Origin of the sequence: Pseudomonas sp. 10C3 (assembly GCF_036346185.1) — a bacterium.
GTDB lineage: Bacteria > Pseudomonadota > Gammaproteobacteria > Pseudomonadales > Pseudomonadaceae > Aquipseudomonas.
In genome coordinates, this window is the sequence record NZ_JASJVE010000001.1 from 275,667 (window position 1) to 300,495 (window position 24,829).

Consider the following 24,829-nt stretch of genomic DNA (forward strand, 5'->3'; position numbering starts at 1 on the left):
GACATGAGCGACATGGCTGACAACGTGCAAGCGGACTTGATCAAGGCGATCAATAACGATGCTCTGTTTCTGCCAACACTGCCGGAAGTTGCGCTGAAAATTCGTCTCGCCGCCGAAAATCCTGACATCAGCGTCAGCGAACTGAGCAAGGTAATCGGCGGCGATACCGCGCTTTCAGCACGCCTGATCAAAGTAGTGAATAGCCCGCAGATGCGCGCCAGTGTCGAGGTCAGCGACCTGCACACCGCCATCACCCGGCTGGGGATCAATTACAGCTGCAATCTGGCAATCGGACTGGTGGTGGAGCAGATGTTTCAGGCCAAATCCAAGGTGGTAGAGCGCAAGATGCGCGATATCTGGAAGCAAAGCCTGCAAGTTGCGGGTATCAGCTACAAGCTGTGCCGCACCTACTCGAAGCTTAAACCGGATCAAGCGACCTTGGCGGGCATGGTGCACCTGATTGGTGTACTGCCAATCCTGACGTACGCCGAAGACCATTACGAACTGCTCTCGGACTCCGTCAGCCTCAACCATGTGATCGAGCATATTCACCCGATTATCGGTGAAAAACTGCTCATCAGCTGGGAGTTCCCGGAGCCGCTCGCCAAGGTGCCGGGGCAGTTCCAGGATTTCACCCGCCAGTCGGAGTGTGCCGATTACGTCGATCTGGTGCAGATTGCAACGGTGCACAGCTACCACGGCACCAGCCATCCTTATGCTGGAATTGAACTGAGCAGCTTGCCTGCCTTCGCCCGGCTGGGTCTGGACCTTGGCGATGGCCGTCTTGTTTCCGAAATGAATGAAGCCATGAACATGCTCTATTGAGCGCCGTTTTGAACAGGGACAAAACTCACCCGCACCTTCAAACCGCCTTCGGCACCGTCATGCAGGCTGATCTGCGCCAGATGTGCGCGACAGATCTCACCGACAATCGCCAAACCCAAGCCTGACCCCGCACCCTGCTGCTGACGCCGATAGAAGCGTTCAAACACCCGTTCACGCTCTGTTTCAGGGATCCCCAGGCCGTCGTCCTCGACTTCAAGAATGCAGGGTGCCCTCACCCGCAGAATCACATTGCCACCCGTCGGAGTATGCGCCAGGGCGTTATCCACCAGATTGCTCAGCAATTCGTTGAGCAATGTCGGCTCGCCGCGCAGCCACACAGGGTCTTCGGCCTCCAGCGCCAACGCAACACCACGCGCATGGGCCAGCGGCGCCATGGCCATGCCCAGCTCGCGAGCCAGTTGGCTCAAGTCGAGCAACTGGGCGCCCCCTTCAGCAATCGCCCGCGCACCGTTTTCGATACGTGCCAGAGACAGTAATTGATTGGCCAGATGCGTCAGACGATCAGTGCCCTGCGCAGCTGATTCCAGAGTGGTGCGCCAGTTTGCCGGATCGGTATCACGCAACCCCAATTCGATACGCGCCTTGAGCGCGGCTAATGGTGTGCGTAACTCATGGGCGGCATCTGCGATGAATTGCGCCTGACGCTCAAACTGCACGCGCAGACGTTCGGTGAAGTGATTGAGCGCACCCACCAGCGGGCGCAACTCACGCTGGACTTCCACAAGCGGCAACGCCCTTAGATCGTCGGGCTGGCGCTCTTCGACCGCAGTACGCAAACGCTCCAGCGGACGCAACGCCGCGCTGACGGTGAACCACACCAACACCAACGCGCCCATGCCGAGCATGCCCAGACGCAATAACGTGTCAGCCATCAGGCTGCGCGCCATACGCACCCGGGCTTCCTCCGTCTCGGCCACGCGAATCTCCGCCATACCGTTCATGTTCGGTTCACTGACGGGCTTGAGCAGGCTGACCACCCGTACGTCCTGCCCCTGATACCGCCCATTGTAAAAGCTCGCCAGCGCCGGGTAGTCATCTGTGCGCAAGGTGCCCGGCGGCGGCGCGGGTAGATTTTCGTAGCCAGAGATCAGCTTTTTGTCGATGTCGTTGACTTGGTAATAGATCCGCCCCGCACTGTCATACGCAAAGGTGTCCAGTGCGACATACGGCACATCCGCGCTCAAACCGCCGTCGCGCTGCGAAAGCCCGGCGGCAATGGTTCGCGCCGACGCCAGCAAGGTTCGGTCATAGGCCGTGTCGGCCGCTTCGCGACCATTCCAGTAAGCGCTCAAGCCGCTGGCCAGCATCAATACGGTGAGCAGCAGACCCAGGTTCCACAACAACCGCCAACGCAGGCTGCTGTGGGTAGGCAGCTTAAGCATCACGGCTTTCCAGCAAATAGCCAAGACCGCGGAACGTAACAATGACAACAGGTTGGCCATCAAGCTTTTTGCGCAGGCGGTGTACGTAGATTTCGATGGCGTCGGGACTGGCATCTTCATCGAGGCCAAACACTTGCGCCGCCAACTGTTCTTTACTCATCACCCGGCCGGGTCGGGCGATTAGCGCTTCAAGCACCGCCTGTTCACGAGACGTGAGGGCCAGCAGCTCATCGCCCAGGGTGAAGCGCCGAGTGTCGAGGTCATAGACCAGCACCCCGCAACGCTGCTGGCGTTCGCCGCCGAGCACGCTACGGCGGAGCAACGCCTTGACCCGTGCTTCCAACTCGGTCAGTTCAAAGGGTTTGGCCAAATAATCATCAGCACCCAGATTGAGGCCGTGCACACGATCTTTGACATCGCTCCGCGCGGTCAGCATCAGCACTGGCAGATTTTTCCCTCGGGCCCGCAAGCGGCCCAACACTTCAAAACCGTCCATGCGAGGCAAGCCCACGTCCAGAATCGCGACGGCATATTCCTCACTGCTCAACGCCAAATCGGCGGCCACCCCATCGTGCAAAACGTCCACGGTCAAACCCATACTTTTGAGGGCTTGAGCCACGCTTTCGGCTAATTGCAGATGGTCTTCGACGAGAAGAACACGCATCGACTTCTCCAGATTCTTGGGCTTATAAGGCGCGGAGTTTACAGCCGCATCGTTGGCTGTGAAGCACAGAAAAAATCAACGACAGCTGAAAGGTTAGTGAAAGTTTCACCTTCTAGCATCGCGCTACGGTGGCTTATACCTGCCGCAAAACTGAAAAGCGCCTTGAAGCGTTTTCAAAGGTTTTATTAAAAAAATAATAACAACAACGGAGTATTTCATGACGCTGTCCTTGCAGACTCAGGCCGCCTCGCCTGCTCGTCCCCTTCGCCTAAACCCCTCCGCGCTTGCCAGCGCCGTTGCCCTTGCCGGTTTCAGCCCGCTCAGTTACGCCGATTTTATCGACGACAGCAGCGCCAGCCTGGAAACCCGCAACATGTACTTCAACCGCGACTTCCGCGACGGCACCAGCGCCCAGCAATCCAAGCGCGACGAGTGGGCCCAGGGCTTTATCCTCAACGTCCAGTCAGGCTACACAGCAGGCACCGTCGGGTTCGGCGTGGATGCCATTGGCATGTTGGGGATCAAGCTCGACTCAAGCCCGGATCGCACTGGCACCGGCCTACTACCGACCCACGACAATGGCCGCGCCGCCGACGAATATTCCAAGTGGGGCCTGACGGGCAAGATGAAAATCTCGGCCACCGAACTGAAAGTCGGCACGCTGATCCCTGAGCTGCAAACGTTGAAGCCCAATGACGGGCGCATCCTGCCGCAGACCTTTGAAGGCGGTATGCTCACCTCCAGAGAGTTCAAGAACCTGACTTTTACCGGCGGTCGTCTGGAGAAGGTCAAGGACCGCGATGACACCAGCAGCGAAGACATCGCGCTGAACAACAAGAACAAACGCTTCGCTGGCACGGTGACGGGTGATCACTTCGACATGGCCGGGTTTGATTACAAACTCACCGACAAAATCACTGCCAGCTATCACTTTGCTCAACTTGATCAGGTCTACGACCAGCATTTTGTCGGCCTTGTCGCCTCGCAACCCGTGGGCCCAGGCACCCTGGCCACTGATGTGCGTTTCGCGGTCAGCGGCGATCAGGGTTCGGCTCGCGGCGGTAACATCGACAACAAATCATTCAATGGCATCGTCAGCTACAGCCTCACTGGTCATAAGTTCAGCGCGGGCTATCAGCACATGTCCGGTGACAGCGCCTTCCCGTATGTGGATGGCAGCGATCCGTTCCTCATCAACTTCGTACAGATCGGTGATTTCGCCGAAGCCAACGAGCATTCCTGGCAAGCGCGTTACGACTATGACTTCGCCAAGCTGGGCGTCCCCGGCCTGACATTCATGAGCCGCTACGTCAGTGGTGACAACGCTAAAGTGGCGAGCCATGACGGCGAAGGCAAAGAGTGGGAACGCGACAGCGAAATCAAATACGTGGTACAGAGCGGCGCGCTGAAAAACGTCGCCGTGCGCCTGCGCAACGCCACGTACCGATCGAACTTCGCCCGGGACGCCGATGAAGTGCGCCTGCTCGTCAGTTACACGGTCGCGATCTGGTAATCGTTAGAACAGCTGGGCCCAAAATAACAACTCCCCTGGAGACAACCATGACTTTATCTTTGCGTCGTTTCGCCCTCGCCGCCAGCTGCATGCTAGTGGCTACCCAACTGCTCGCAGCTGAACCCAAGCGCCCGGAATGCATCGCTCCGGCCTCACCGGGGGGCGGATTTGACCTGACCTGCAAGCTGGCACAGAGCGCGCTGGTCAACGAAAAGCTGCTGAGCAAACCGATGCGCGTGACCTACATGCCCGGCGGTGTCGGCGCAGTGGCGTACAACGCAGTGGTTGCCCAGCGACCGGCCGACGCCGGCACGCTGGTGGCCTGGTCCAGCGGCTCGCTGCTGAACCTGGCACAGGGCAAGTTCGGCCGCTTCGATGAGAACGCCGTGCGCTGGCTCGCGGCGGTCGGCACCAGCTATGGCGCCATCGCCGTGAAAAGCGACTCGCCCTACAAGAACCTCAACGACCTGGTCGAAGCGCTGAAAAAAGACCCTAGCAAAGTGGTGATCGGCTCCGGGGGCACCGTCGGCAGCCAAGACTGGATGCAGACCGCCCTGATCGCCAAAGCCGCGGGCATCAACCCGCGTGACCTGCGTTATGTTGCCCTTGAAGGCGGCGGTGAAATCGCCACCGCGTTGCTCGGCGGGCACATTCAAGTAGGCAGCACCGACATCTCCGACTCCATGCCGCACATCCTTAGCGGAGACATGCGCTTGCTCGCCGTGTTCTCCGAAAAACGCCTGGACGAGCCGGAAATGAAAGACATTCCGACCGCCAAGGAACAAGGCTACGACATCGTCTGGCCGGTGGTACGCGGCTTCTACCTCGGGCCAAAAGTCAGCGACGAAGACTACGCCTGGTGGAAAGCGGCCTTCGACAAACTGCTGGCCTCCGATGACTTCGCCAAGCTACGTGACCAGCGCGAACTGTTTCCCTTTGCCATGACGGGCCCGGAACTGGACGCGTACGTGAAGAAGCAGGTCGCCGACTACAAGATCCTGGCCAAGGAATTCGGCCTGATTCAGTGATTGAACTCAATTGATATCAGTGGTTGCGTCGCCCATTCGAGGCGACGCGACACAGGAGTTACCCATGCTCTTACAACGAATTTTCGCCTCGGCGTTGCTGCTGGCGTGCGTCGGTCTTGCGCTCATGGCCTGGCCTTATCAGGCCGCATTTTCCTATGAACCTGTAGGACCTCGGGCGTTCCCCCTGCTGATGCTGGGGCTGATGGGCCTGGGCTTGCTGTACATGCTGTTTCGCCCGACACCCCTCGTCCACAGCGAAGAAGACCCTCAACTGGACCGCCCTACCCTGATCAAAATCGCCACTTGCACGGTTTTGCTCCTTATTTTCGCCGGCCTGTTCGAACCCTTGGGTTTCATCCTCAGCAGCATCCTGATCGGCATCCCCATGGCCCGTCTGTACGGCGGTCGCTGGAAGCTGAGCGTGGTGGTCGTGACCTTGATCAGCGTCGGCCTTTACCTGTTGTTCGATAAAGCCATGGACGTTCCGTTGCCGCTGGGCCTGCTCGACGTTCTGGAGAATTAATGTGGACACTTTTAGCTACCTGAGCCAAGGCTTCGGCGTTGCGCTGACCCCTTACAACTTGATCACCGCCCTGTGTGGCACCCTGATTGGCACCGTTGTCGGTTTGCTGCCCGGCCTTGGCCCGATCAATGGCGTGGCGCTGTTGATCCCTATCGCGTTCGCCCTCGGGTTACCCCCGGAGTCAGCGTTGATCCTGCTGGCGGCGGTGTACCTGGGCTGCGAATACGGCGGCCGGATCAGCTCGATCCTGCTGAACATTCCGGGCGAAGCGTCCACGGTGATGACCACTCTCGACGGTTACCCGATGGCTCGCCAGGGTCTGGCCGGTGTCGCCTTGTCGCTGTCGGCGTGGAGCTCGTTTATCGGTGCGTTCATTGCCACCTGCGGCATGGTGCTGTTCGCGCCCTTGCTGGCGAAGTGGGCGATTGCCTTCGGACCGGCGGAATATTTCGTACTGATGGTGTTCGCAATCGTCTGCCTCGGCGGCATGGCCGGTGATCGTCCACTGAAGACGTTTATCGCGGCGCTGATCGGGCTGTTTCTGTCCACGGTCGGCATCGACGCCAACAGCGGTGTGTACCGTTTCACCGGCGACAATATCCACCTGACTGACGGGATTCAGTTCGTGGTGTTGGTTCTGGGGCTGTTCTCGATCAGCGAAATTCTATTGCTGCTGGAAAAAACCCATCGCGGGCAAGAGGCGGTCAAAGCCACCGGCCGCATGATGTTCAACTTCAAAGAAGCCAGCTCGGTGTTCGTGGTGAACCTGCGTTGCGGTGTGCTCGGTTTCATCATGGGCGTGCTGCCGGGTGCTGGCGCGACACTGGCCAGCGCCGTGGCCTACATGACCGAGAAGCGTCTGGCGGGCAAGACCGGCAAATTCGGACAAGGTGACATACGCGGCCTCGCGGCCCCGGAAACCGCCATCGGCGGTGCGGCATGTGGCGCACTGGTGCCGATGCTGACCCTTGGTGTTCCGGGCTCGGGCACGACAGCAGTGATGATCGGCGCTTTGTCGCTGTACAACATCACGCCCGGCCCATTGCTGTTTCAACAGCAGCCCGACATCGTCTGGGGCCTGATCGCCTCATTGTTCGTCGCCAACGTCATGCTGGTGATCCTCAACATCCCGATGATCCGCATCTTCACCCGCATCCTCGCCGTGCCGAACTGGGCACTGGTGCCGGTGATCGCGATCATCACTGCGATTGGCGTCTACGCCGTGCATGCCACCACCTTCGACCTGTTCTTGATGGTTGGTATCGGTATCTTCGGCTACATCCTGCGCAAGATGGACTTTCCTCTGTCGCCGGTCCTGCTGGGCTTTATCCTCGGCGGCTTGATGGAACAGAACCTGCGCCGTGCCCTGTCGATCTCCAACGGTGCGCTGGAAATTCTTTGGTCCAGCCCGATTACCTTCGGGATATGGGTGCTGACGGCCATCATGCTACTGATGCCTGTCGTGCGGATCTGGCGCAAGCGCTCCCTGCAGCGTCGTGCCGTGGCCAATGTCTGATCGCTCCTTAAATACGTGGTGGGGAACCCCGCTGGTCGGCCTGCTGGGCGGTTACCTCGCCAGCCAGGTCGGCTGGCCGCTGCCGTGGATGGTGGGCTCGCTGCTGGCGATCATCCTGGTGCGCTGCCTGACGCCCTGGCAACTTGCGGAAATCCCCGGCGGCCGTAAAGGCGGGCAGTGGATTGTCGGGATTGGCATCGGCCTGCACTTCACGCCGGTTGTCATCGAACAGGTCATGTCGCATTTCGGCCTGATCTTCTTCGGAGCACTGGTCACCAGTGTTTCCAGCGTGGTCGGAGTCTGGCTGATGCGACGTAGCGGCGAAGATCGCGCAACGGCGTTCTTTTCCAGCATGCCGGGCGGCTCTGGCGAAATGGTCAACCTCGGGGCGCGCAACGGCGCAATCCTCAGCAGCGTCGCGGCGGGACAGAGTTTGCGAGTGTTGATGGTGGTGCTGTGCGTGCCCGCACTGTTCAAGTATCTGCTGGGCGACGGTGCGCCTGCATCGAATCCGGCAGCCGTTGACTGGTCCTGGCTGCTGGTGCTGTTTCCCGCAGGCGGACTGCTGGCGTGGCTCTGGCAACGGCTGAAGCAACCCAATCCATGGCTGTTCGGACCGCTATTGCTCAGTGCGGCCGCAAGCATCACTTGGGACTTGCACATCGGCTTACCGCAAGGCGGCAGCCAGATCGGCCAATGGCTGATCGGAAGCGGCCTGGGCTGCCATTTCAATCGTTCGTTCTTTCGGCGGGCGCCGTCGTTTATTGGCCGAACATTGCTGGGCACTGCACTGACCATGCTGATCGCCGCCCTCGCCGCTGGGTGCCTGAGTGTGATGACCCATCTGGACCTGCGCTCACTGACCCTGGGCATGATGCCCGGCGGCATCGCCGAAATGAGCCTGACAGCGGAAGTCTTACAACTGTCGGTGCCGCTGGTCACGGCAATGCAGGTCATGCGCCTGCTGTTTGTACTGTTCCTCGCCGAGCCGCTGTTTCGGCACTGGGATAAGCGGGCTGAGTAGAGACCGGGTTGACCCGTTCGCGAATGAGCTCGCTATTTTCTGTGGGAACGAATTCATTCGCGAAGATGGCAGGATGCCCGCCACTGCATTCAGGTCAAACCGGCGGCAATCTCCAGTCAATCGGTGTCAATCCATTCTGTTGCAAGAACTTGTTGGCCCGGCCAAAGTGTCCGTTGCCGAGAAAGCCTTTGTAGGCGGACAGCGGCGAGGGGTGTACCGAGGTCAGTACCAGGTGTTTGCTGGCGTCGATCAGTTTCTGTTTGCTTTGGGCATGAGCACCCCACAGCATAAACACCAGATGCGGCTGATGTTCGCTGACGACCTCAATCACCTTATCGGTGAAGATCTGCCAGCCTTTTTTTGCGTGTGAAGCAGCGTTCGCGCGTTCGACGGTCATGGTGGTGTTGAGCAGCAGCACGCCCTGATCGGCCCAGGACTGCAAGCAGCCGTGATTGGCGATGTCGATGTTCAGGTCACGCTTGAGCTCTTTATAGATATTGACCAGCGATGGCGGCGTTGGCACGCCTGGCTGCACCGAGAAGCACAAGCCATGGGCCTGACCTGGGCCGTGGTACGGATCCTGGCCAAGGATCACCACCTTGACCTTGTCCAGCGGCGTCGAGTTCAACGCATTGAAGATCATCGGGCCCGGTGGATAGATTTCCTTGCCTGCGGTGTGCTCCTGGCGCAAGAACTCACGCAGTTCGTTCATATACGGTTTTTCGAATTCCTCACGCAACGCGTGCTTCCAGCCGGATTCGAGTTTGATACGGTCATCGTTTGTCATGGCACACCTGCAAAAATCAATGCGCGGACACTAGGAAAGCTGGCCGCCGATGTCAATCGACCAATGTCATTGCACCACGCGGCCCCTGCCTCTTTCCTACACTCCCTGTAATCACCGTTTGCAACTTACCCCCGCATAGGGGTATCACAGACCCAATGGACAGTTGCCCCGCCCCCCGAGAGGTCATGATGAATCTGCAATTTGAAGAACTCCACGCCCAAGACGGCGCGCGCATTGGTGTTGCCAGCCTGGATGCGGAAAAGTCTCTGAATGCGTTGTCGCTGCCGATGATCCAGGCGCTGATGGATCGTCTTGAAAAATGGGCCGATGACCCGCAAATCGTTTGTGTACTGCTGCGCGGCAATGGCTCTAAATCTTTTTGTGCCGGCGGCGATGTACGAGCATTGGTCGACGCCTGCCGTGCCCATCCCGGCGAAGTCCCACCGCTGGCCGCGCATTTTTTCGCGGCGGAATACCGGCTCGATTACCGTCTGCACACGTACCCCAAACCCTTGATCTGCTGGGGCCATGGTTACGTGCTGGGTGGCGGCATGGGCTTGTTGCAAGGCGCAGGCATTCGCATCGTCACCCCGACCAGTCGCCTGGCAATGCCGGAAGTCAGTATCGGCTTATACCCTGATGTCGGCGCCAGTTGGTTCCTTTCCCGACTGCCCGGCAAACTGGGCCTGTTCCTCGGGCTGACCGGTTCACACATCAACGGGCGCGACGCGCTGGATCTGGACCTGGCCGACCGTTTTCTGCTGGATGAACAGCAAGAGGAATTGGTCGAGGGACTGCTGCAACTAAACTGGCAGGAACAAAGCCCGGTGCAACTCAATAGCCTGCTCAAGGCGCTGCAACAGGAAGCCATCGGGCAATTGCCTGATGCGCAATGGCTGCCGCGTCGAGCGCAGATCGATGAGTTGCTGGACGTCGCGACTCTGCCGTGCGCCTGGCGTGCCATCAGTCAATGGAACACGCACGGCGATGCCCTGCTCAGCCGTGCGGCAAAGAATCTGACTGAAGGTTGCCCACTGACTGCCCATCTGGTGTGGGAGCAGATCATCCGTGCCCGACATATGTCGCTGGCTCAGGTATTCCAGATGGAATACACCCTGAGCCTGAATTGCTGTCGTCATCCCGAGTTCAGCGAGGGCGTACGGGCGCGCCTGATCGATAAGGATCAAAAGCCTCATTGGCATTGGCAAGACGTCGCCAACATCCCGGACGCGGTGATCGATGCGCACTTCGCCAAGGTATGGGAAGGGCGGCACCCTCTGGCGGACCTTCTAGACTACTAGACACTTAAAGCAGGTGAAGCGCCGCCGCAGCGACGCTTCACCTGTTTCCACCCCGACCATCGCCGCCACGGCCGTCGCCTCCGCGATTGCCATGATCACCCCGGCCGCCTGAACCATTGTCATGACCGCGACTGCCACCACCGTGGCCACGGTCACCATCATTCCGGCCTTCATTCCAGGAAGGGTTGTAGTGTCCGCCACGACCCTCGTGGCCACCCTGATCACCGCGGTAGTAACCCCGCCCGGCGTAAGGCATAGGTCTCGGACCATAATCAGGCCGAGGGGCGTAATAAGGCGCCGGACGCGGCCCGTAATAGCGGGGAGGCGCTACGTAATAGCTCGGACGGTAGGACCGGTCATAACTGCCGTAGTAAGCGCCACCGTAAACCGGCTGTGTGTAGACATCGGATTCGTAATAACCGGGACCTGCATAACAACCAGCAAGGATTAAACCAAGCACAACTATAAGCAAGGGTCGTCGATACATGGCGGCCTCCTGGACCGCTAGAGAGCTCAAACCAGCGACGCTGGTCGGCATCGGTCAAAACCGCTGACTGACGAAAAATCAGACCGCAAATAATCCACCGAGTGCCCTGCCCCAAAAACTATATCCCACTCAAGATGCGCCCCAAACAGGTGCGTACACGCACCACGCTAAAGCACCCACTTCCGTTTTCACTCCCCCCTCAACTGCGAAACCCAACTGTCGCAAGGCGTGGCCAGACTTGGCACGCCTCTCGCTTATGACTTGATGTGCAGGAGTCAAAACAGGTTCGCGGCACCACAATTTGCAATAGCTGACTAGGGTTCCGATTCGCTTGGCGCGAGTGGCTGGTCCGAGAGTTGGCGACCTCCAGTAGAGGTTACACGGCGGGATAAAAGCCCGGGAGACAGGACACCAGTGGTGTCGCGTGACTCCTGACCGCTCGTTTTTTTCCTACTGGAGGTTCTTATATGCAGAGCAACATTAAAAAGCCCCGTCTGTTCGCCATGCTCGCCGCTGGCCTCGTCGCGGCATTGAGCCTCTCGGCACACGCTGCCCCGAAAGAACACTTCAACGTTTGCTGGACCATCTATGCCGGCTGGATGCCCTGGGAATACGCAGGCACCCAAGGCATCGTCGACAAATGGGCGAAGAAATACGGCATCACCATTGATGTCACCCAGATCAACGACTACGTCGAATCGATCAACCAATACACCGCTGGCCAATTCGATGGCTGCTCCATGACCAACATGGATGCGCTGACTATTCCGGCCGCAGGTGGCGTCGACAGCACCGCGCTGATCGTCAGCGATTTCTCCAACGGCAACGACGGCATCGTGATCAAGGGTGAAGGCAAGAAAGTCGCCGACCTCAAAGGCATGAAGGTCAATCTGGTCGAGCTGTCGGTTTCTCACTACTTGCTGGCCCGTGCCCTGGACAGCGCTGACCTTACCGAGAAAGACCTTAAGGTCGTCAACACCTCGGATGCCGACATTTCTGCGGCGTTCAATACCAATGACGTCAAAGCAGTGACCACCTGGAACCCGATGCTTTCGGACATCAAGGCCAAGCCCGCCGTGACCGAAGTGTTCGATTCGAGCAAGATCCCTGGCGAAATCATGGACATGATGGTGGTCAACACCCAGACCCTGAAAGACAACCCGGCACTGGGCAAGGCCCTGACCGGCGCCTGGTTCGAAGTGGTCGCACTGATGAACAGCAAGTCCGCCGCAAGCACCGCCGCGCTGGAGCACATGGCCAAAGCCTCGGGCACCGACCTGGCTGGCTTCCAGTCGCAGCTGAACACCACCAAGCTGTTCGCGACCCCCAAGGAAGCGCTCGACTTCGCCACCAGCGCTCAACTGCCACAGACCATGCGCAAGGTCGCTGAGTTCTCCTTTCAACATGGGCTGCTTGGTGAGGGCGCCAAGGACACCAGTGCAATCGGCATGTCTTTCGCCAACGGCGTGACCAGCGGCGACAAGACCAACCTCAAGCTGCGCTTCGACCCGAGCTACGTACAGATGGCTGCCGAAGGCAAATTGTAATCGCGTCCCAGCCCAAAGGTTATTGCCATGCGCTTGATAAACCGCCGCCCGGATCGCGCCAGCCGTCTGATTTTGGTGATCCTGCCGTTCGCCCTGTTGCTGTTCGCCTATTTCATGGGCTCGGCGACTCGGCTGACGGAAAACCCCAACGACAAACTGCTGCCCAGTGCGGTGCAGATGACCGATGCGGTCAAGCGCATGGCCTTTACCGAAGACCAACGCAGCGGTGGTTATCTGCTGTGGCAAGACACTGCCTCCAGCCTGCAACGCTTGGCGATTGGTCTTGGCATCAGCGCCCTGCTCGGCCTGTGCCTGGGTATCGCGTCGGGGATTCTGCCGCTGTTCGGCGCACCGTTGTCGCCGCTGCTGACGGTGTTGTCGATGGTCCCGCCGCTGGCGATTCTGCCGATCCTGTTCATCGTGTTTGGCTTAGGTGAGCTGTCGAAAGTCATGCTGATTGTGATTGGCATTACACCGATCCTGGCGCGGGATCTGGAGCAGCGCGCCCGGGAGATTCCGGTCGAGCTGCTGATCAAGGCGCAGACCCTCGGCGCCTCGACCTGGACCTTGGTCCTGCGGGTGATCCTGCCGCAACTGCTGCCACGCCTGCTGATTGCCTTGCGTCTGGTGCTGGGTTCGGCTTGGTTGTTCCTGATCGCGGCCGAAGCCATTGCCTCCACCGACGGCTTGGGGTATCGGATTTTTCTGGTACGACGCTACCTGGCCATGGACGTGATCCTGCCCTACGTGGTCTGGATCACCCTGCTCGCCTGGCTGATGGATTGGGGGCTCAAGGCCCTGACCCGGCGTGCATTCCCCTGGTATGAAGGGGCACGCGGATGAGCTTTATTTCGGTGAAAAACGTCTGGCAACAGTACGACGATCAAGTGGTGCTCGAAGGCCTGAACCTGAGCGTCAACGAAGGTGAGTTCTGCACCTTGGTCGGCGCCTCGGGCTGCGGCAAATCCACTTTCTTGCGCTTGCTGCTCGGCCAGGAAGTGCCCAGTCGCGGCCAGATCCATCTCGACGGCAAGCCGCTGGCTGGCGAACCGGACGCCAGCCGTGGCGTGGTGTTTCAGCGCTACTCAGTGTTTCCGCATCTGTCAGTGCTGGACAACGTTGCTCTGGGTCTGGAATTGCCACGCTCGCCACTGCTTGGACGCCTGTTCGGCACGGCCAAACGCGAGGCTCGGGAACAGGCCGCGGCCCTGCTGAGCAAAGTGGGCCTGGCCCATGCGCAGGACAAGTACCCGACGCAATTGTCGGGCGGCATGCAGCAACGGCTGGCCATCGCTCAAGCGCTGATCATGAAACCGCGCGTGTTGCTGCTGGACGAGCCCTTCGGCGCGCTCGATCCGGGTATCCGCAAGGACATGCATGTCTTGTTGCTGGAGCTGTGGCGCGAGACTCGCCTGACTGTGTTCATGGTCACCCACGACCTGTCCGAGGGTTTCAACCTCGGCACCCGTCTGCTGGTGTTCGACAAGGTTCGCCATGACCCCCATGCGCCCGGCGCTTATGGCGCCCGCATCACCTACGACATTCCCTTGAACAGCGATCGCCGCGCCGCACGCGCCGCCATTGATTCGCTGCAAACGGTTTAGAGGATCTTTTTTATGAACGCGCACATGACCGACTCAACATCCCTGTTCCCCGTCTTTGCTGAAGAAATCCTGCCCGGCGGCGGCCACCGTTCGTTCGTGCTCAAGCGCGGCCAACTGCTGCGCCTGACCGACGTCCGTGGCGGCGCCAACGTCAGCCTGACCCTGCTTAACGCCAACGAGAAAACCGAACGGCTGAACCTGCCGGACAGCCTCAAATGCCAACACACCGCAAAACTGACCACCGGCCACTGCCTGTACTCGGACATGGGCCGGGTGCTGGCAGCGATCACGGCGGACACCTGCGGCTGGAGCGACAGCTTCGGTGGGGTGCTGTGCGCTGAAGAGGTCGCGGAAAAATATGGCCAAGGCCGCTATCAGGAACTGCGCAACGGCTTCTTTCGCAACGGCACCGATAACCTGCTGGTGGAACTGGGTAAATGGGGCCTGGGCCTGTCCGACCTGCTGATGACCCTGAACCTGTTCAGCAAAGTCCGGGTCGACGAAGACGGACACTTTCACTTCGTTGCGAACAACTCCAAAGCCGGTGACTACATCGAGCTGTATGCGCCGATGGACACCCTGGTGGTGCTGACCGCCCTGCAGCACCCGATGGACCCTGATCCACAGTACGCCCCCAAACCGCTCAAGCTCGGCTGGATGAACGCCGATCCCAGCATCGCCGAGTACTGCCGTACCTCGCGCCCGGAAAACGAGCGCGGTTTTATCAACACTGATCGCCTGTTCGCCTGAGGATCGCTGCCATGACCACACTCTCCAAACAGCCGGAAGCGGCGATCTACAACGCGACCATCCCCGCAGGCGAGCCCTGGCTGAGCGAAGTCAAGGCCGGACAAACCCTGCGCATCCTCGACCTGGAAGGCAATCAAGCAGTCGATACGCTGTTCTACAGCCTGGCCAACCCCCGCGAACGGTATGACGTGCAGCGTACCTTGCGGCGGCAGAACAGCGTGTACCTGACCACCGGCAGCGTGCTGTATTCCAACCTCGGCAAACCGATGCTGACCATCGTCGAAGACACCTGCGGACGCCATGACACCCTCGGCGGCGCTTGCGCGCAGGAGAGCAACACCGTGCGCTACTCTCTGGAAAAACGTCACATGCACAGTTGCCGCGACAACTACCTGCGCGCCTGTGCCCATGACGGTCGCCTGAGCAAAGGTGACATCGGCCCGAACATCAATTTCTTCATGAACGTGCCGGTCACCGCAGACGGCGGCCTGACCTTCGAAGATGGCATCTCGGCGCCCGGTAAATACGTCGAACTGCGCGCGGAAATGGACGTGATCGTGCTGATTTCCAACTGCCCGCAACTGAACAACCCGTGCAACGCCTACAACCCGACACCTGCGCAGTTGCTGATATGGAACTGAATCTTTTGAAGCTACGCAGCTGGTTATTCAGCCTGTGCCAAAGCCGCTCCGGGCAGTGCGTGGCGTCAAAGCGCCAGCCTCCCCTGTAAGAGCACCAGGTTTCGCCATCGGGGACGGCCTCGAGGCACTACGAAAACAGCGGGACGGCCCGCTTCCCGGCAAGAAACCGATCAGCCATCGGTTTCTGGGGTTTATGCCATGTTCAAGACACTGCTGATCGCCAACCGTGGCGCCATTGCCTGCCGCATCCTGCGTACCTTGCGCGCCTTGCAGGTCAAGGGCGTGGCGGTCTATTCCGAAGCCGATGCCGCCAGCCTGCATATTCTTCAAGCCGATGAAGCCCATAGCCTGGGTGAAGGTGGCGCAGCCGGGACCTATTTGGCGGTGGATAAAATACTCGCCATCGCCAAAGCCAGCGGCGCCACGGCGATCCATCCCGGTTACGGCTTCCTCTCCGAAAACGCCGCGTTCGCCCAAGCCTGCGAAGACGCTGGCATCGCCTTCGTCGGCCCGACACCCGACCAGCTTCGGGTGTTCGGCCTCAAACACACGGCACGCGCACTGGCCAAGCAACACGGCGTGCCGATGCTTAAGGGCACCGAACTGCTCGACAGCCTCGACGACGCCCTCAACGCGGGCGAACAGATCGGCTACCCGGTGATGCTGAAAAGCACAGCAGGCGGTGGCGGGATCGGCATGCGCGTGTGCCGCAGTGCGCTCGAACTGAGCGAATCGTTCGACGCGGTGAAACGTCTGGGACAGAACAACTTCAGCGACGCTGGCGTCTTTATCGAGAAGTACATCCAGCGCGCCCGGCACTTGGAAGTACAGGTGTTCGGCGACGGCCAGGGCGACGTTATCGCCCTCGGTGTGCGTGATTGCTCGGTACAACGGCGCAACCAGAAAGTCCTCGAAGAAACCCCGGCGCCGAACCTGCCAGACGGCATGGCCGACGAACTGTGTGCGGCAGCGATCAAGCTGGCCAAAGCGGTCAATTACCGCAGCGCCGGGACCGTGGAGTTCGTGTTCGACAGCGAGGACCAGCGTTTCTATTTCCTCGAAGTGAACACCCGCTTGCAGGTCGAGCACGGGGTCACTGAACAAGTGTGGGGCGTCGATCTGGTCAGCTGGATGGTCCAGCTGGCAGCGGGTGATCTACCGCCACTCAGTCAGTTGCGCACGGGCTTGCAGGCGAACGGTCATGCGATTCAGGCGCGGCTGTATGCCGAAGACCCGGGCCGGGATTTCCAGCCCTGCCCCGGCTTGCTGACTGCGGTGAATTTCCCGACCGCCGATGGCAAGACCTTGCGCATCGACACCTGGGTCGAAGCCGGTTGCGAGATCCCGCCGTTCTTCGACCCCATGATTGCCAAGCTGATCAGTTGGGCGCCAACCCGTGAGCAGGCCAGCGCCGGACTTGCTCAAGCGCTGAGCGACAGCCACCTGTATGGCGTGGAAACCAACCGCGATTACCTGCGGCAGATTCTGCTCGACGCGCCCTTCGCCAGTGGCCAGCCATGGACTCGGTGCCTGGAAGGTCTGGTGTATCGCGCCAACACCTTTGAAGTGCTGAGTGGCGGTACCCAGACCAGCGTGCAGGACTATCCCGGGCGTCTCGGTTACTGGGCGGTCGGTGTGCCGCCGTCCGGGCCAATGGACAGTCGCGCACTGCGTCTGGGCAACCGCCTGCTGGGCAACGCCGAAGGCTGTGCCGCGCTGGAAATCACCATGAGCGGCCCGCTGCTGCGCTTCAACACCGACGCCGTGGTTGCCATCACCGGCGCGCCGATTCCGCTGACCCTGGACGGTCAGCCTCAGGCGCTGAATACCGCGTTGCTGGTACCCGCCGGTTCAACCCTGGCGCTGGGCACCATCGCGGGCGCCGGTGCACGAAGCTACCTCTGTGTGCGCGGCGGGTTGGAGCTGCCGGACTATCTGGGCAGCAAAAGCACGTTCACCCTGGGTCAATTTGGCGGGCATGGCGGCCGCGCTTTGCGGGCTGGCGACGTGCTGCACATTCCAGCCCTGAGTGACCGCAGCATCGGTCAGCGCGTACCGGACGACCAGCTTCACGCCTTGCCTGCCGTGCGTCAGATCCGGGTCATTTACGGCCCCCATGGCGCGCCGGAATATTTCACCGAGCGCTACATCGAGACCTTCTTCGCCACCCAATGGGAAGTGCATTTCAACTCCAGCCGTACAGGCGTCCGCCTGATTGGTCCCAAGCCGGAATGGGTCCGCGCCGACGGTGGCGAAGCGGGCTTGCACCCCTCGAACATCCACGACAACCCGTACGCCATCGGCGCCGTGGATTTCACTGGCGACATGCCGGTCATCCTTGGCCCGGATGGCCCGAGCCTGGGCGGTTTCGTCTGCCCGGTGACCATCATCGAAGCCGACCTCTGGCAACTGGGGCAACTCAAGGCCGGCGACAACGTGCAGTTCCATCCGGTCAGTATCGATGCTGCACGCACGATCTTCTGCATGAGCGAACGTGCTCACGAGGAAAGCGACGCGGTGCCAGATCTGGCCTCATCGCGAATGAGCTCGCTAGCACAAGGGTTAATTTCACCTGTTGTATTGGACATCGGCCAGGACGACACACGGCTGATGGCGCGTCTGTCTGGCGACACTCATTTGCTCCTGGAAATCGGCGCACCCGAGCTGGACCTGGTACTGCGCTTTCGCGGTCATGCGCTGATGCAGGCCCTCGAAGCCAAAGCGCTACAGGGCGTGATCGACCTGACGCCGGGCATTCGTTCCCTGCAAGTGCATTACCAGCCCGAACAACTGCCGCTTGCGGATTTACTGGATATCGTCGTCGGCGAATGGGACGCCGTGTGCGCCGCCAAAGACCTGCAAGTGCCGTCGCGAATCGTGCACTTGCCGCTGTCCTGGGATGATCCGGCGTGCCAGTTGGCCATCGAGAAATACATGACTACCGTGCGCAAGGACGCCCCGTGGTGCCCAAGCAACCTGGAGTTCATCCGCCGCATCAACGACCTGCCCAACCTCGACCAAGTGCAGCGCACGGTGTTCGACGCCAGCTACTTGGTGATGGGCCTGGGCGACGTGTACCTCGGCGCGCCTGTCGCCACCCCGCTCGACCCACGGCACCGGCTGGTGACGACCAAGTACAACCCGGCACGGACCTGGACGGCAGAGAACTCGGTCGGCATCGGTGGCGCCTATATGTGCGTGTACGGCATGGAAGGCCCCGGTGGTTATCAGTTTGTCGGGCGCACGTTGCAGATGTGGAACCGCTACCGCGAAGTCGCGGCGTTCGATGGCAAACCGTGGCTGCTGCGCTTCTTCGATCAGATTCGTTTTTACCCGGTCAGCGCCGAAGAGCTGCTGCGCATCCGCCGCGATTTTCCCTTGGGCCGGTACCCGCTAAGCATCGAGCACAGCACCTTGAACCTGGCTGACTATCAGGCTTTTCTCGCCCGTGAAGCCGAGGGTATCGCCGCATTTCGTGCTCAGCAGCAAGGGGCCTTCAACGCCGAACGCGAACGTTGGATCGCCAGCGGTCAGGCACATTTTGAAAGCGACGAAGCCGCTATCCCAGCCACCGACGACGCCCCTCTTGACGCAGGCCAGCACGGCATCGACAGCCATATCGCCGGCAACCTGTGGCAGGTGCAGGTCGAGGTCGGCCATCGGGTTGAAGTGGGCGATGTGCTGGTGATTCTGGAGTCGATGAAGATGGAAATTCCGCTACTGGCAACCCTGGCTGGCACCGTGCTTGAAGTAAGGGTGCAGCCCGGCTCGGCGGTGCGCGCCGGGCAGCGGGTCGTGGTGCTTGAAGCTGACTGAACTTACTTATTTTTTTGACGGAATTACGCCATGAGCCATGACCTGCATTCAAGCGACCTGCGCCTCGACAGCGTTCGCGCCGCGTATCAAGACGGTCGCCAGACACCTCGGCAACTGATCCTCGCCCTGCGCGAAAAAGCCGCTGCGTTGAACCCGGACTATCACCTGTTCATCCATCTGCTGAGTGCTACCGAGCTGGAACCCTATCTGGCCGCGCTGGAAAACAGCGACCTCAACGACCTGCCGCTGTATGGCGTGCCGTTCGCGATCAAAGACAACATCGACCTGGCCGGCATCCCCACGACCGCCGCCTGCCCGGCATTCACCTATACCCCGGAGCGCTCGGCGACCATCGTCGAGCAGTTGATCGGCCTCGGCGCAATTCCGTTGGGCAAAACCAACCTCGACCAGTTTGCCACCGGGCTGAATGGCAGCCGCTCCCCCTATGGGGCCTGCCCGAACAGTGTGCTGGCCGAGTACCCGTCAGGCGGCTCCAGCGCAGGATCATCGTTGGCCGTGGCGCTCGGCGTCGCCAGCTTCGCCCTCGGCACCGACACCGCCGGGTCCGGCCGAGTGCCCGCAGCACTGAACAATCTGGTGGGACTCAAGGCCAGTAAGGGCCTGATCTCCACTGCCGGGGTGGTGCCCGCCTGCCGCACCCTTGATTGCGTGACCACTTTCACCGCCACCGCGCGCGAAGCCAGCCAGTTGCTCGGCCTGGTAGCCCGACTCGATTCGCGTGACGAATACAGCCGCAGCAACCCGCTGTGGAACGACGCCTCTGCGTTCGGTGCGCCCCGCCCGTTTCGTTTCGGCGTACCCCGTGCGCAGGACCTGGCGTTCTTCGGCTGCGAGCAAGGGCCCCTGCTGTTCGGCGATGCCATCGACCGTCTGACCGCGATGGGCGGCGAAGCAGTGACGCTGGACCTGTCACCCTTCCTAGAAGCTGCGCGCCTGCTGTATGACGGCCCATGGGTTGCCGAACGCTACAGCGTTGCGGGCGAACTGATGGAGCACAACCCAGAAGCGGTATTGCCGGTGATCCGCGCAGTACTGTCGAAAGCACCGGCCGTGACCGGCGTGCAAACGTTCCGTGCGCACTACCGCCTGCAAACGCTCAAAGCCCTGTGCGACAAAGCCCTTGAAGGTCTCGACTGCGTAGTGACGCCCTCCATCGGTCGCCCGGTGACCCTCGCCGAACTGGAGGCTGAACCGGTGCTGCGCAACTCGGAATTGGGTTACTACACCAATTTCATGAACCTGCTGGACTACGCCGCCGTCGCCGTACCGAGTGCCTTCATGGACAACGGCCTGCCGTGGGGCATGACCCTGTTCGGTCGGGTCTTCACTGATCACTATCTGCTCAGCCTGGCCGACGCCCTGCAACGCCATACCGGCCTGCCGGTGATCGGCGGCCACGCACCCAACCTGTCAGCACCGACCACTGTCGCCCGCAACGACATGGCACGCTTAGTGGTGTGCGGCGCGCACCTGGATGGCCTGGCGCTGAACTGGCAACTCAAGCAGCGCGGTGGCCGCTTGCTGGAGGTCACCCAAAGCTCGGCGGATTACCAGCTCTACGCATTGGCCGGTGGACCACCGTTTCGGCCCGGCATGCTGCGGGTCGCGCAAGGCGGCGTAGCGATTGCCGTGGAAGTCTGGGAACTGCCAAGCCGCGAACTGGGGTCATTCCTCACCGGCATTCCGGCACCCTTGGGCCTGGGCAAGGTTCAGTTGGCCGACGGACGCTGGGAAAGCGGTTTCATCTGCGAACCTTATGGCCTGGAGGGCGCGACAGATATCAGCCACCTAGGCGGATGGCGCGCCTATTTGAGTGCCTGACCCAACCATTAAGTAGCCCGACGACGAACGTGGCTGCGCACGTTTCAGTGCGCAGCCACAGCGTCCTGCATACCCCTGTTTACACGCACCCCGTCGTTACATAGATGTACGACATGAAGAGATCCCTGATGACACAGTGACGCGCCCCTCATCACGTTCAGCCATCCACATGAATGACCCAGAAAATCCAGTCCCCCCTGTTCCAGCACGCCCTGCACCCGCCCCAACATACAGCCTCGAACACCCCGCACTTACGCACCTGACCGGCAACCACAGTGAACAGAGCGATACCCTACCTTCCTCTGGAGCCTTTGCGCTGTCGCCGTTTTATTACGCAACGCCCGACGATCATCTGGAGGGACTGTCGCAGGAACCGCCACCCGCCACAGCGCTAAACCACAAACAACTCGCCACGCTCAGAAAGAGCCGCGCCGCCAGACTGCTCGCCATGTCGACCTTGAGTTTGAAAGCCTGGCAGATGGACATGGACTGCCCGCCGGGAGTGCACGCCTATGTCAACGAACAACTGACTCGGCTTTTATTTGAGCAGACCGGCAAGCCCTCCCTGCCGGACCATATTTACATGAACTTCACGACCGATACGCGTCCGGCCGTCTTTGTCGATGGGCAAGAACTTTACACGCGGCGTCTGTCCCTCACCGACGTGGCGGTTACCTCTTTCGATGCAGCCAGTTTTTATGCCCTGATGCAGAGCGCTGAACCTGAGCGCCTGTTTGATGAGGCAACACCTTCGCTGAGCACAACCCTGGTCCTCACGCTGATCGACAAGGCGGACTGGCCTCGACACTACGAGACCCTACTTGCCGTCTTCTGGGCCAGGCATGAACTGACGTATCGCACCCTCGCCAAACTTTCATTTCTCGACACGCTGGGCCGGTACCACACGCGTAAAATGATCAGCCTGGACGGTTATAACCTGACGCTTGAAGCCATGGGACTCGACCGGTTCCCCACCACCGTTGAAACCCTGGAAACATCAGCCAAAGGCGAGCGCACGGTCGTCCGTGTAGTGCTGCTGAATGACCAAATCCTGCCGGGCATCTTTCAGCTGACCTCAAAAAATACATCGCACAGTTTTATTCACATCACCGGTCAAAAACCTGCCGTTTTCGAATACATCAGCGACAACCCTGAGTTAATGAGGCAAAAACTCCTCGACGCGTTGAACACGTCGCCCTGGCTCGCGTCGTATCTGGACGCTGCCGACAAACAAGGGAACTCGCCCTTCACTCTCGATATAAAAACTCTCGATGAGGATATTTTTTCCGCGCTCACCCGCGCCCAGAAAGCGTTTTCATTCAAGCAGCACTCACAACACACCCACACGGACGCCTTGTTCATGCTGGTCGAACGCGGCCTGACCCTGGTGAGCGTTCTTGATCGCTGGGAACTTCAGCCGGATATCGTGAAGCGGATACCCAACCCACTGATGGCCGCCAACCGACTGATGCGCGGCTACCTGAAAAACGACCATCAACTGGATGTGAATCCGGATCATGTTTTCATTCGCTATGTTCGAGGCACATCGACCACCCCATTGGGTAGCGCCCACTCGCCCATCACGTATGTTCAACCCCCCGACGAAACCCCGATCAGCCTGAGCAACGCCCTGTTGAGTAACTACCGGGTCGAGCGGCCGGTGGGTTATATCGATAACGGCGCCCGTACGACGGTTTACACCGACCCCACAGGCAAGGGGCAATGGTCCGAAGGCGCTGCGCTTGAGATATCCCCGGAGGTCATCGAAAGCCACATCAGGAGCATTAACTTTCTTGACCTGATGTCGAAACAACTCAACCGGTTTTGGGAGAAGCAGGGAACTGCTATCGAGCAGTCGTTCAAGACAACCTTTATGGCGCAGGCAGTGATCAGCCTCAAACAGAAACAGTTAACACGCGCTGGATTCGATCTCATCGTCGAAATGCTGGACACGACGTCTACCAGCATCCGCTGCAAAGCGTTGGGTTTTTACCTGAAACCCTCGCTGATAGAAGGCACGCAATGCCAACCCTGTGCCGGTCTGCTGGTATTCACCCACGCCGACACACCCTTGACGGTGCTGTACCAGGCCGGTCAGTCGGTGGCATTTATCGAATTCAGTCGCGACATCGAACTTACCCGTTATATACAAACCGCCGCCAAGGATAAGCAGTGGCAACGCATGCTGTTGAGCTATATACCGGTCAGACTCCACGAGAAGTTTATGTATCTTCTTGATGTTTGGAGCGGTAACAGCATCCCCGACCCGGCTTCCTCCCTGCTTCGGCCCTGGACAGACGTGGTTTACGCCAACGACCTGCATAAAGCCAAAGCCCGAGCCCTCTGCGAGCAGCCCATTACTTCGTCGCCGTTCGTCTTCATGCGCGAGACGCTTGAGCGCAACTATCAAGATGATGCGAATGAACACATCGTGACCTCGAAAGAAGTTTCGCTGCGCTATTGGACGCGTCAGCTCAACCACCTACAGCTGTTGCTGGCGCCCATGTCGCTGCTGCTGACGCCCGTGGCGCTGGCCTCTCTTGCGACTCACGCCGGGTCCATCTACCTGGGCATCGCGACAGCAGCATTACCGGGAAACCGGAACACCGAAAAAACCCAGACAGCGCTCAACGTGCTGTCTTTAGGGCTGTTGCAGCTGGCGCCCTACACCCCCCGATTGCTGCGTTTGTTCAACACATTCAACGTTCTGGGGAAAACAGCCATAGCGGGGGCTAGCGCTACGTCCGCCGCCACAAAAAGCTTCGGCTCCTGGCTTGGCCGATCAATGAATGCCCGTAAAACCCGCCTGGAAACATTTTTCAATACCAACAGCCTGCTCAAGACCTGGAACATTCCCGGTCATAGCACCTTCGGCACCTTACCCGTCAAAGTATGGAAGCTTGGTCGAAAATTCCTGCTCTGGACCTCGGACAAGGCTCAAGCCAGAACCCTGGTTGTAAGTACACACGGGCATTACTTGCCGTGGACTAACACTGCACGGATCCCCAATGGCACCGAACTTAGAACCTACGCACCCCATGGTTATGAGCTGGTCGACCCAACGCTTCACCGAGTCGTGAGCCAGAGGGTCAAACCGTTTTCTATTTTAAATAACGCAAACAACAGCCTCGCGCGTCCTCCAGGCCCGCTGCCGCCGTATGCCATCACCGATAAGGTGCTGGCCGGAACATCCCTTCCGGGCAATATCAAGAATTATTCGCTGATGAAATTCCAGAGTACTCGCGGCGAGACGTATCAAGAAATCAGTCACGTGGTGCGTCATTCGAACCTGTCGCCTTTAAACGGTCTTCCCGCTACGCCCATGGACGTACTGACTGTCAGAAATCGCCTCGGCATGACTTATCCGAACCTGCAGGATCTTTTCAAATCATTGTCTGAACAGGGTATCCACTACGACAAAATTTTATTGGTGCACTGCCGTTGTTCTGCCATCAACTCTTTGATAGGCCGCTCACCCGCGTATATAGCACCGACCGCGAACATGCCGATTACACCGTGAACCTGAATCGGCCATAGCGCAGAACAGTAGCAACACGC

At 59.7% G+C, this 24,829-nt stretch carries 19 protein-coding genes and 1 riboswitch; of the genes, 15 read left to right on the forward strand and 4 right to left on the reverse strand.

The genetic code is table 11. From position 1 onward, the window contains the following. Positions 1-3 precede the first annotated feature (3 nt). Positions 4-825 (forward strand): HDOD domain-containing protein, encoded by an 822-nt coding sequence (locus QN399_RS01470; protein ID WP_322217663.1) that lies wholly within the window; start codon positions 4-6, stop codon positions 823-825. On the opposite strand, the gene QN399_RS01475 is transcribed toward QN399_RS01470, so the two are convergent. After that, positions 819-2,228, reverse strand: a complete 1,410-nt coding sequence (locus QN399_RS01475; RefSeq protein ID WP_322181541.1) for a sensor histidine kinase N-terminal domain-containing protein — start codon at positions 2,226-2,228, stop codon at positions 819-821. The two genes, QN399_RS01470 and QN399_RS01475, sit on opposite strands and share 7 nt — an antisense overlap. Continuing rightward, positions 2,221-2,892: a response regulator gene (locus tag QN399_RS01480; protein ID WP_322181543.1), complete on the reverse strand. Its 672-nt coding sequence runs from the start codon at positions 2,890-2,892 to the stop codon at positions 2,221-2,223. The genes QN399_RS01475 and QN399_RS01480 overlap by 8 nt, the downstream gene beginning before the upstream one ends. A 217-nt stretch (positions 2,893-3,109) precedes the next feature. Between QN399_RS01480 and QN399_RS01485 the strand changes: the two genes are divergently transcribed. The 5 genes from QN399_RS01485 to QN399_RS01505 all read left to right on the forward strand — a co-directional run bounded on the left by QN399_RS01485 (position 3,110) and on the right by QN399_RS01505 (position 8,496). Next, complete coding sequence (locus QN399_RS01485) at positions 3,110-4,405, forward strand: OprD family porin (protein ID WP_322181545.1); 1,296 nt, start codon at positions 3,110-3,112, stop codon at positions 4,403-4,405. Positions 4,406-4,452: 47 nt separating this feature from the next. Further along, positions 4,453-5,433, forward strand: coding sequence for a tripartite tricarboxylate transporter substrate binding protein (locus QN399_RS01490; RefSeq protein WP_322181547.1), 981 nt, complete (start codon positions 4,453-4,455; stop codon positions 5,431-5,433). 64 nt (positions 5,434-5,497) lie between these two features. Then, positions 5,498-5,956: a tripartite tricarboxylate transporter TctB family protein gene (locus QN399_RS01495; protein ID WP_322181549.1), complete on the forward strand. Its 459-nt coding sequence runs from the start codon at positions 5,498-5,500 to the stop codon at positions 5,954-5,956. A gap of 1 nt (position 5,957) precedes the next feature. After that, on the forward strand, positions 5,958-7,472 hold the full coding sequence (locus QN399_RS01500; RefSeq protein ID WP_323565655.1) for a tripartite tricarboxylate transporter permease: 1,515 nt from the start codon (positions 5,958-5,960) through the stop codon (positions 7,470-7,472). Continuing rightward, complete coding sequence (locus tag QN399_RS01505; RefSeq protein ID WP_330200466.1) at positions 7,465-8,496, forward strand: AbrB family transcriptional regulator; 1,032 nt, start codon at positions 7,465-7,467, stop codon at positions 8,494-8,496. The genes QN399_RS01500 and QN399_RS01505 overlap by 8 nt, the downstream gene beginning before the upstream one ends. A gap of 94 nt (positions 8,497-8,590) precedes the next feature. Here the strand turns inward: QN399_RS01505 and ung are convergent, their stop codons facing one another. Next, positions 8,591-9,283 carry a uracil-DNA glycosylase gene (gene ung, locus QN399_RS01510; protein ID WP_219062123.1) on the reverse strand — a complete coding sequence of 231 codons (693 nt, stop codon included), beginning with the start codon at positions 9,281-9,283 and terminating at the stop codon, positions 8,591-8,593. A gap of 188 nt (positions 9,284-9,471) precedes the next feature. Between ung and QN399_RS01515 the strand changes: the two genes are divergently transcribed. After that, positions 9,472-10,584: an enoyl-CoA hydratase/isomerase family protein gene (locus QN399_RS01515; protein WP_322217676.1), complete on the forward strand. Its 1,113-nt coding sequence runs from the start codon at positions 9,472-9,474 to the stop codon at positions 10,582-10,584. 37 nt (positions 10,585-10,621) lie between these two features. On the opposite strand, the gene QN399_RS01520 is transcribed toward QN399_RS01515, so the two are convergent. Continuing rightward, positions 10,622-11,071 carry a hypothetical protein gene (locus QN399_RS01520; protein WP_322217678.1) on the reverse strand — a complete coding sequence of 150 codons (450 nt, stop codon included), beginning with the start codon at positions 11,069-11,071 and terminating at the stop codon, positions 10,622-10,624. A 303-nt stretch (positions 11,072-11,374) separates the two neighbouring features. Then, positions 11,375-11,476: riboswitch (guanidine-I (ykkC/yxkD leader) on the forward strand. Between the two features lie 74 nt (positions 11,477-11,550). On the opposite strand from QN399_RS01520, the gene QN399_RS01525 reads away from it, so the two are divergent. From QN399_RS01525 to QN399_RS01560, 8 genes are all read left to right on the forward strand, one after another. After that, positions 11,551-12,618, forward strand: coding sequence for a putative urea ABC transporter substrate-binding protein (locus QN399_RS01525; RefSeq protein WP_323566445.1), 1,068 nt, complete (start codon positions 11,551-11,553; stop codon positions 12,616-12,618). A 27-nt stretch (positions 12,619-12,645) separates the two neighbouring features. Next, positions 12,646-13,461: an ABC transporter permease gene (locus QN399_RS01530; protein ID WP_322181559.1), complete on the forward strand. Its 816-nt coding sequence runs from the start codon at positions 12,646-12,648 to the stop codon at positions 13,459-13,461. Further along, a complete protein-coding gene (locus QN399_RS01535) occupies positions 13,458-14,222 on the forward strand; it encodes an ABC transporter ATP-binding protein (RefSeq protein ID WP_219062127.1) in 765 nt (254 codons plus the stop codon). Before QN399_RS01530 ends, QN399_RS01535 begins: the two co-directional genes overlap by 4 nt. A gap of 24 nt (positions 14,223-14,246) precedes the next feature. Next, positions 14,247-14,972 (forward strand): urea amidolyase associated protein UAAP1, encoded by a 726-nt coding sequence (locus QN399_RS01540; RefSeq protein WP_322181563.1) that lies wholly within the window; start codon positions 14,247-14,249, stop codon positions 14,970-14,972. A gap of 11 nt (positions 14,973-14,983) precedes the next feature. Next, a complete protein-coding gene (locus QN399_RS01545) occupies positions 14,984-15,613 on the forward strand; it encodes an urea amidolyase associated protein UAAP2 (protein WP_322181565.1) in 630 nt (209 codons plus the stop codon). Positions 15,614-15,811: 198 nt separating this feature from the next. Further along, positions 15,812-19,429 carry an urea carboxylase gene (uca, locus tag QN399_RS01550; protein ID WP_330200467.1) on the forward strand — a complete coding sequence of 1,206 codons (3,618 nt, stop codon included), beginning with the start codon at positions 15,812-15,814 and terminating at the stop codon, positions 19,427-19,429. 30 nt (positions 19,430-19,459) lie between these two features. Further along, positions 19,460-21,271: an allophanate hydrolase gene (gene atzF / locus QN399_RS01555; RefSeq protein ID WP_330200468.1), complete on the forward strand. Its 1,812-nt coding sequence runs from the start codon at positions 19,460-19,462 to the stop codon at positions 21,269-21,271. Positions 21,272-21,440: 169 nt separating this feature from the next. Continuing rightward, complete coding sequence (locus tag QN399_RS01560; RefSeq protein WP_330200469.1) at positions 21,441-24,791, forward strand: DUF6543 domain-containing protein; 3,351 nt, start codon at positions 21,441-21,443, stop codon at positions 24,789-24,791. The last annotated feature ends 38 nt before the right edge of the window (positions 24,792-24,829 follow it).

Excerpts from the sequence above, each read along its gene's own strand:
- QN399_RS01530 (WP_322181559.1), top strand. The coding sequence starts at position 12,646 with ATGCGCTTGATAAACCGCCGCCCGGATCGCGCCAGCCGTCTGATTTTG.
- atzF (WP_330200468.1), top strand. The coding sequence starts at position 19,460 with ATGAGCCATGACCTGCATTCAAGCGACCTGCGCCTCGACAGCGTTCGC.
- ung (WP_219062123.1), bottom strand. The coding sequence starts at position 9,283 with ATGACAAACGATGACCGTATCAAACTCGAATCCGGCTGGAAGCACGCG.
- QN399_RS01515 (WP_322217676.1), top strand. The coding sequence starts at position 9,472 with ATGAATCTGCAATTTGAAGAACTCCACGCCCAAGACGGCGCGCGCATT.
- QN399_RS01540 (WP_322181563.1), top strand. The coding sequence starts at position 14,247 with ATGACCGACTCAACATCCCTGTTCCCCGTCTTTGCTGAAGAAATCCTG.
- QN399_RS01480 (WP_322181543.1), bottom strand. The coding sequence starts at position 2,892 with ATGCGTGTTCTTCTCGTCGAAGACCATCTGCAATTAGCCGAAAGCGTG.
- QN399_RS01560 (WP_330200469.1), top strand. The coding sequence starts at position 21,441 with ATGAATGACCCAGAAAATCCAGTCCCCCCTGTTCCAGCACGCCCTGCA.
- QN399_RS01495 (WP_322181549.1), top strand. The coding sequence starts at position 5,498 with ATGCTCTTACAACGAATTTTCGCCTCGGCGTTGCTGCTGGCGTGCGTC.
- QN399_RS01475 (WP_322181541.1), bottom strand. The coding sequence starts at position 2,228 with ATGCTTAAGCTGCCTACCCACAGCAGCCTGCGTTGGCGGTTGTTGTGG.
- QN399_RS01545 (WP_322181565.1), top strand. The coding sequence starts at position 14,984 with ATGACCACACTCTCCAAACAGCCGGAAGCGGCGATCTACAACGCGACC.
- QN399_RS01490 (WP_322181547.1), top strand. The coding sequence starts at position 4,453 with ATGACTTTATCTTTGCGTCGTTTCGCCCTCGCCGCCAGCTGCATGCTA.
- QN399_RS01470 (WP_322217663.1), top strand. The coding sequence starts at position 4 with ATGAGCGACATGGCTGACAACGTGCAAGCGGACTTGATCAAGGCGATC.
- QN399_RS01505 (WP_330200466.1), top strand. The coding sequence starts at position 7,465 with ATGTCTGATCGCTCCTTAAATACGTGGTGGGGAACCCCGCTGGTCGGC.
- QN399_RS01485 (WP_322181545.1), top strand. The coding sequence starts at position 3,110 with ATGACGCTGTCCTTGCAGACTCAGGCCGCCTCGCCTGCTCGTCCCCTT.
- QN399_RS01520 (WP_322217678.1), bottom strand. The coding sequence starts at position 11,071 with ATGTATCGACGACCCTTGCTTATAGTTGTGCTTGGTTTAATCCTTGCT.
- QN399_RS01535 (WP_219062127.1), top strand. The coding sequence starts at position 13,458 with ATGAGCTTTATTTCGGTGAAAAACGTCTGGCAACAGTACGACGATCAA.
- uca (WP_330200467.1), top strand. The coding sequence starts at position 15,812 with ATGTTCAAGACACTGCTGATCGCCAACCGTGGCGCCATTGCCTGCCGC.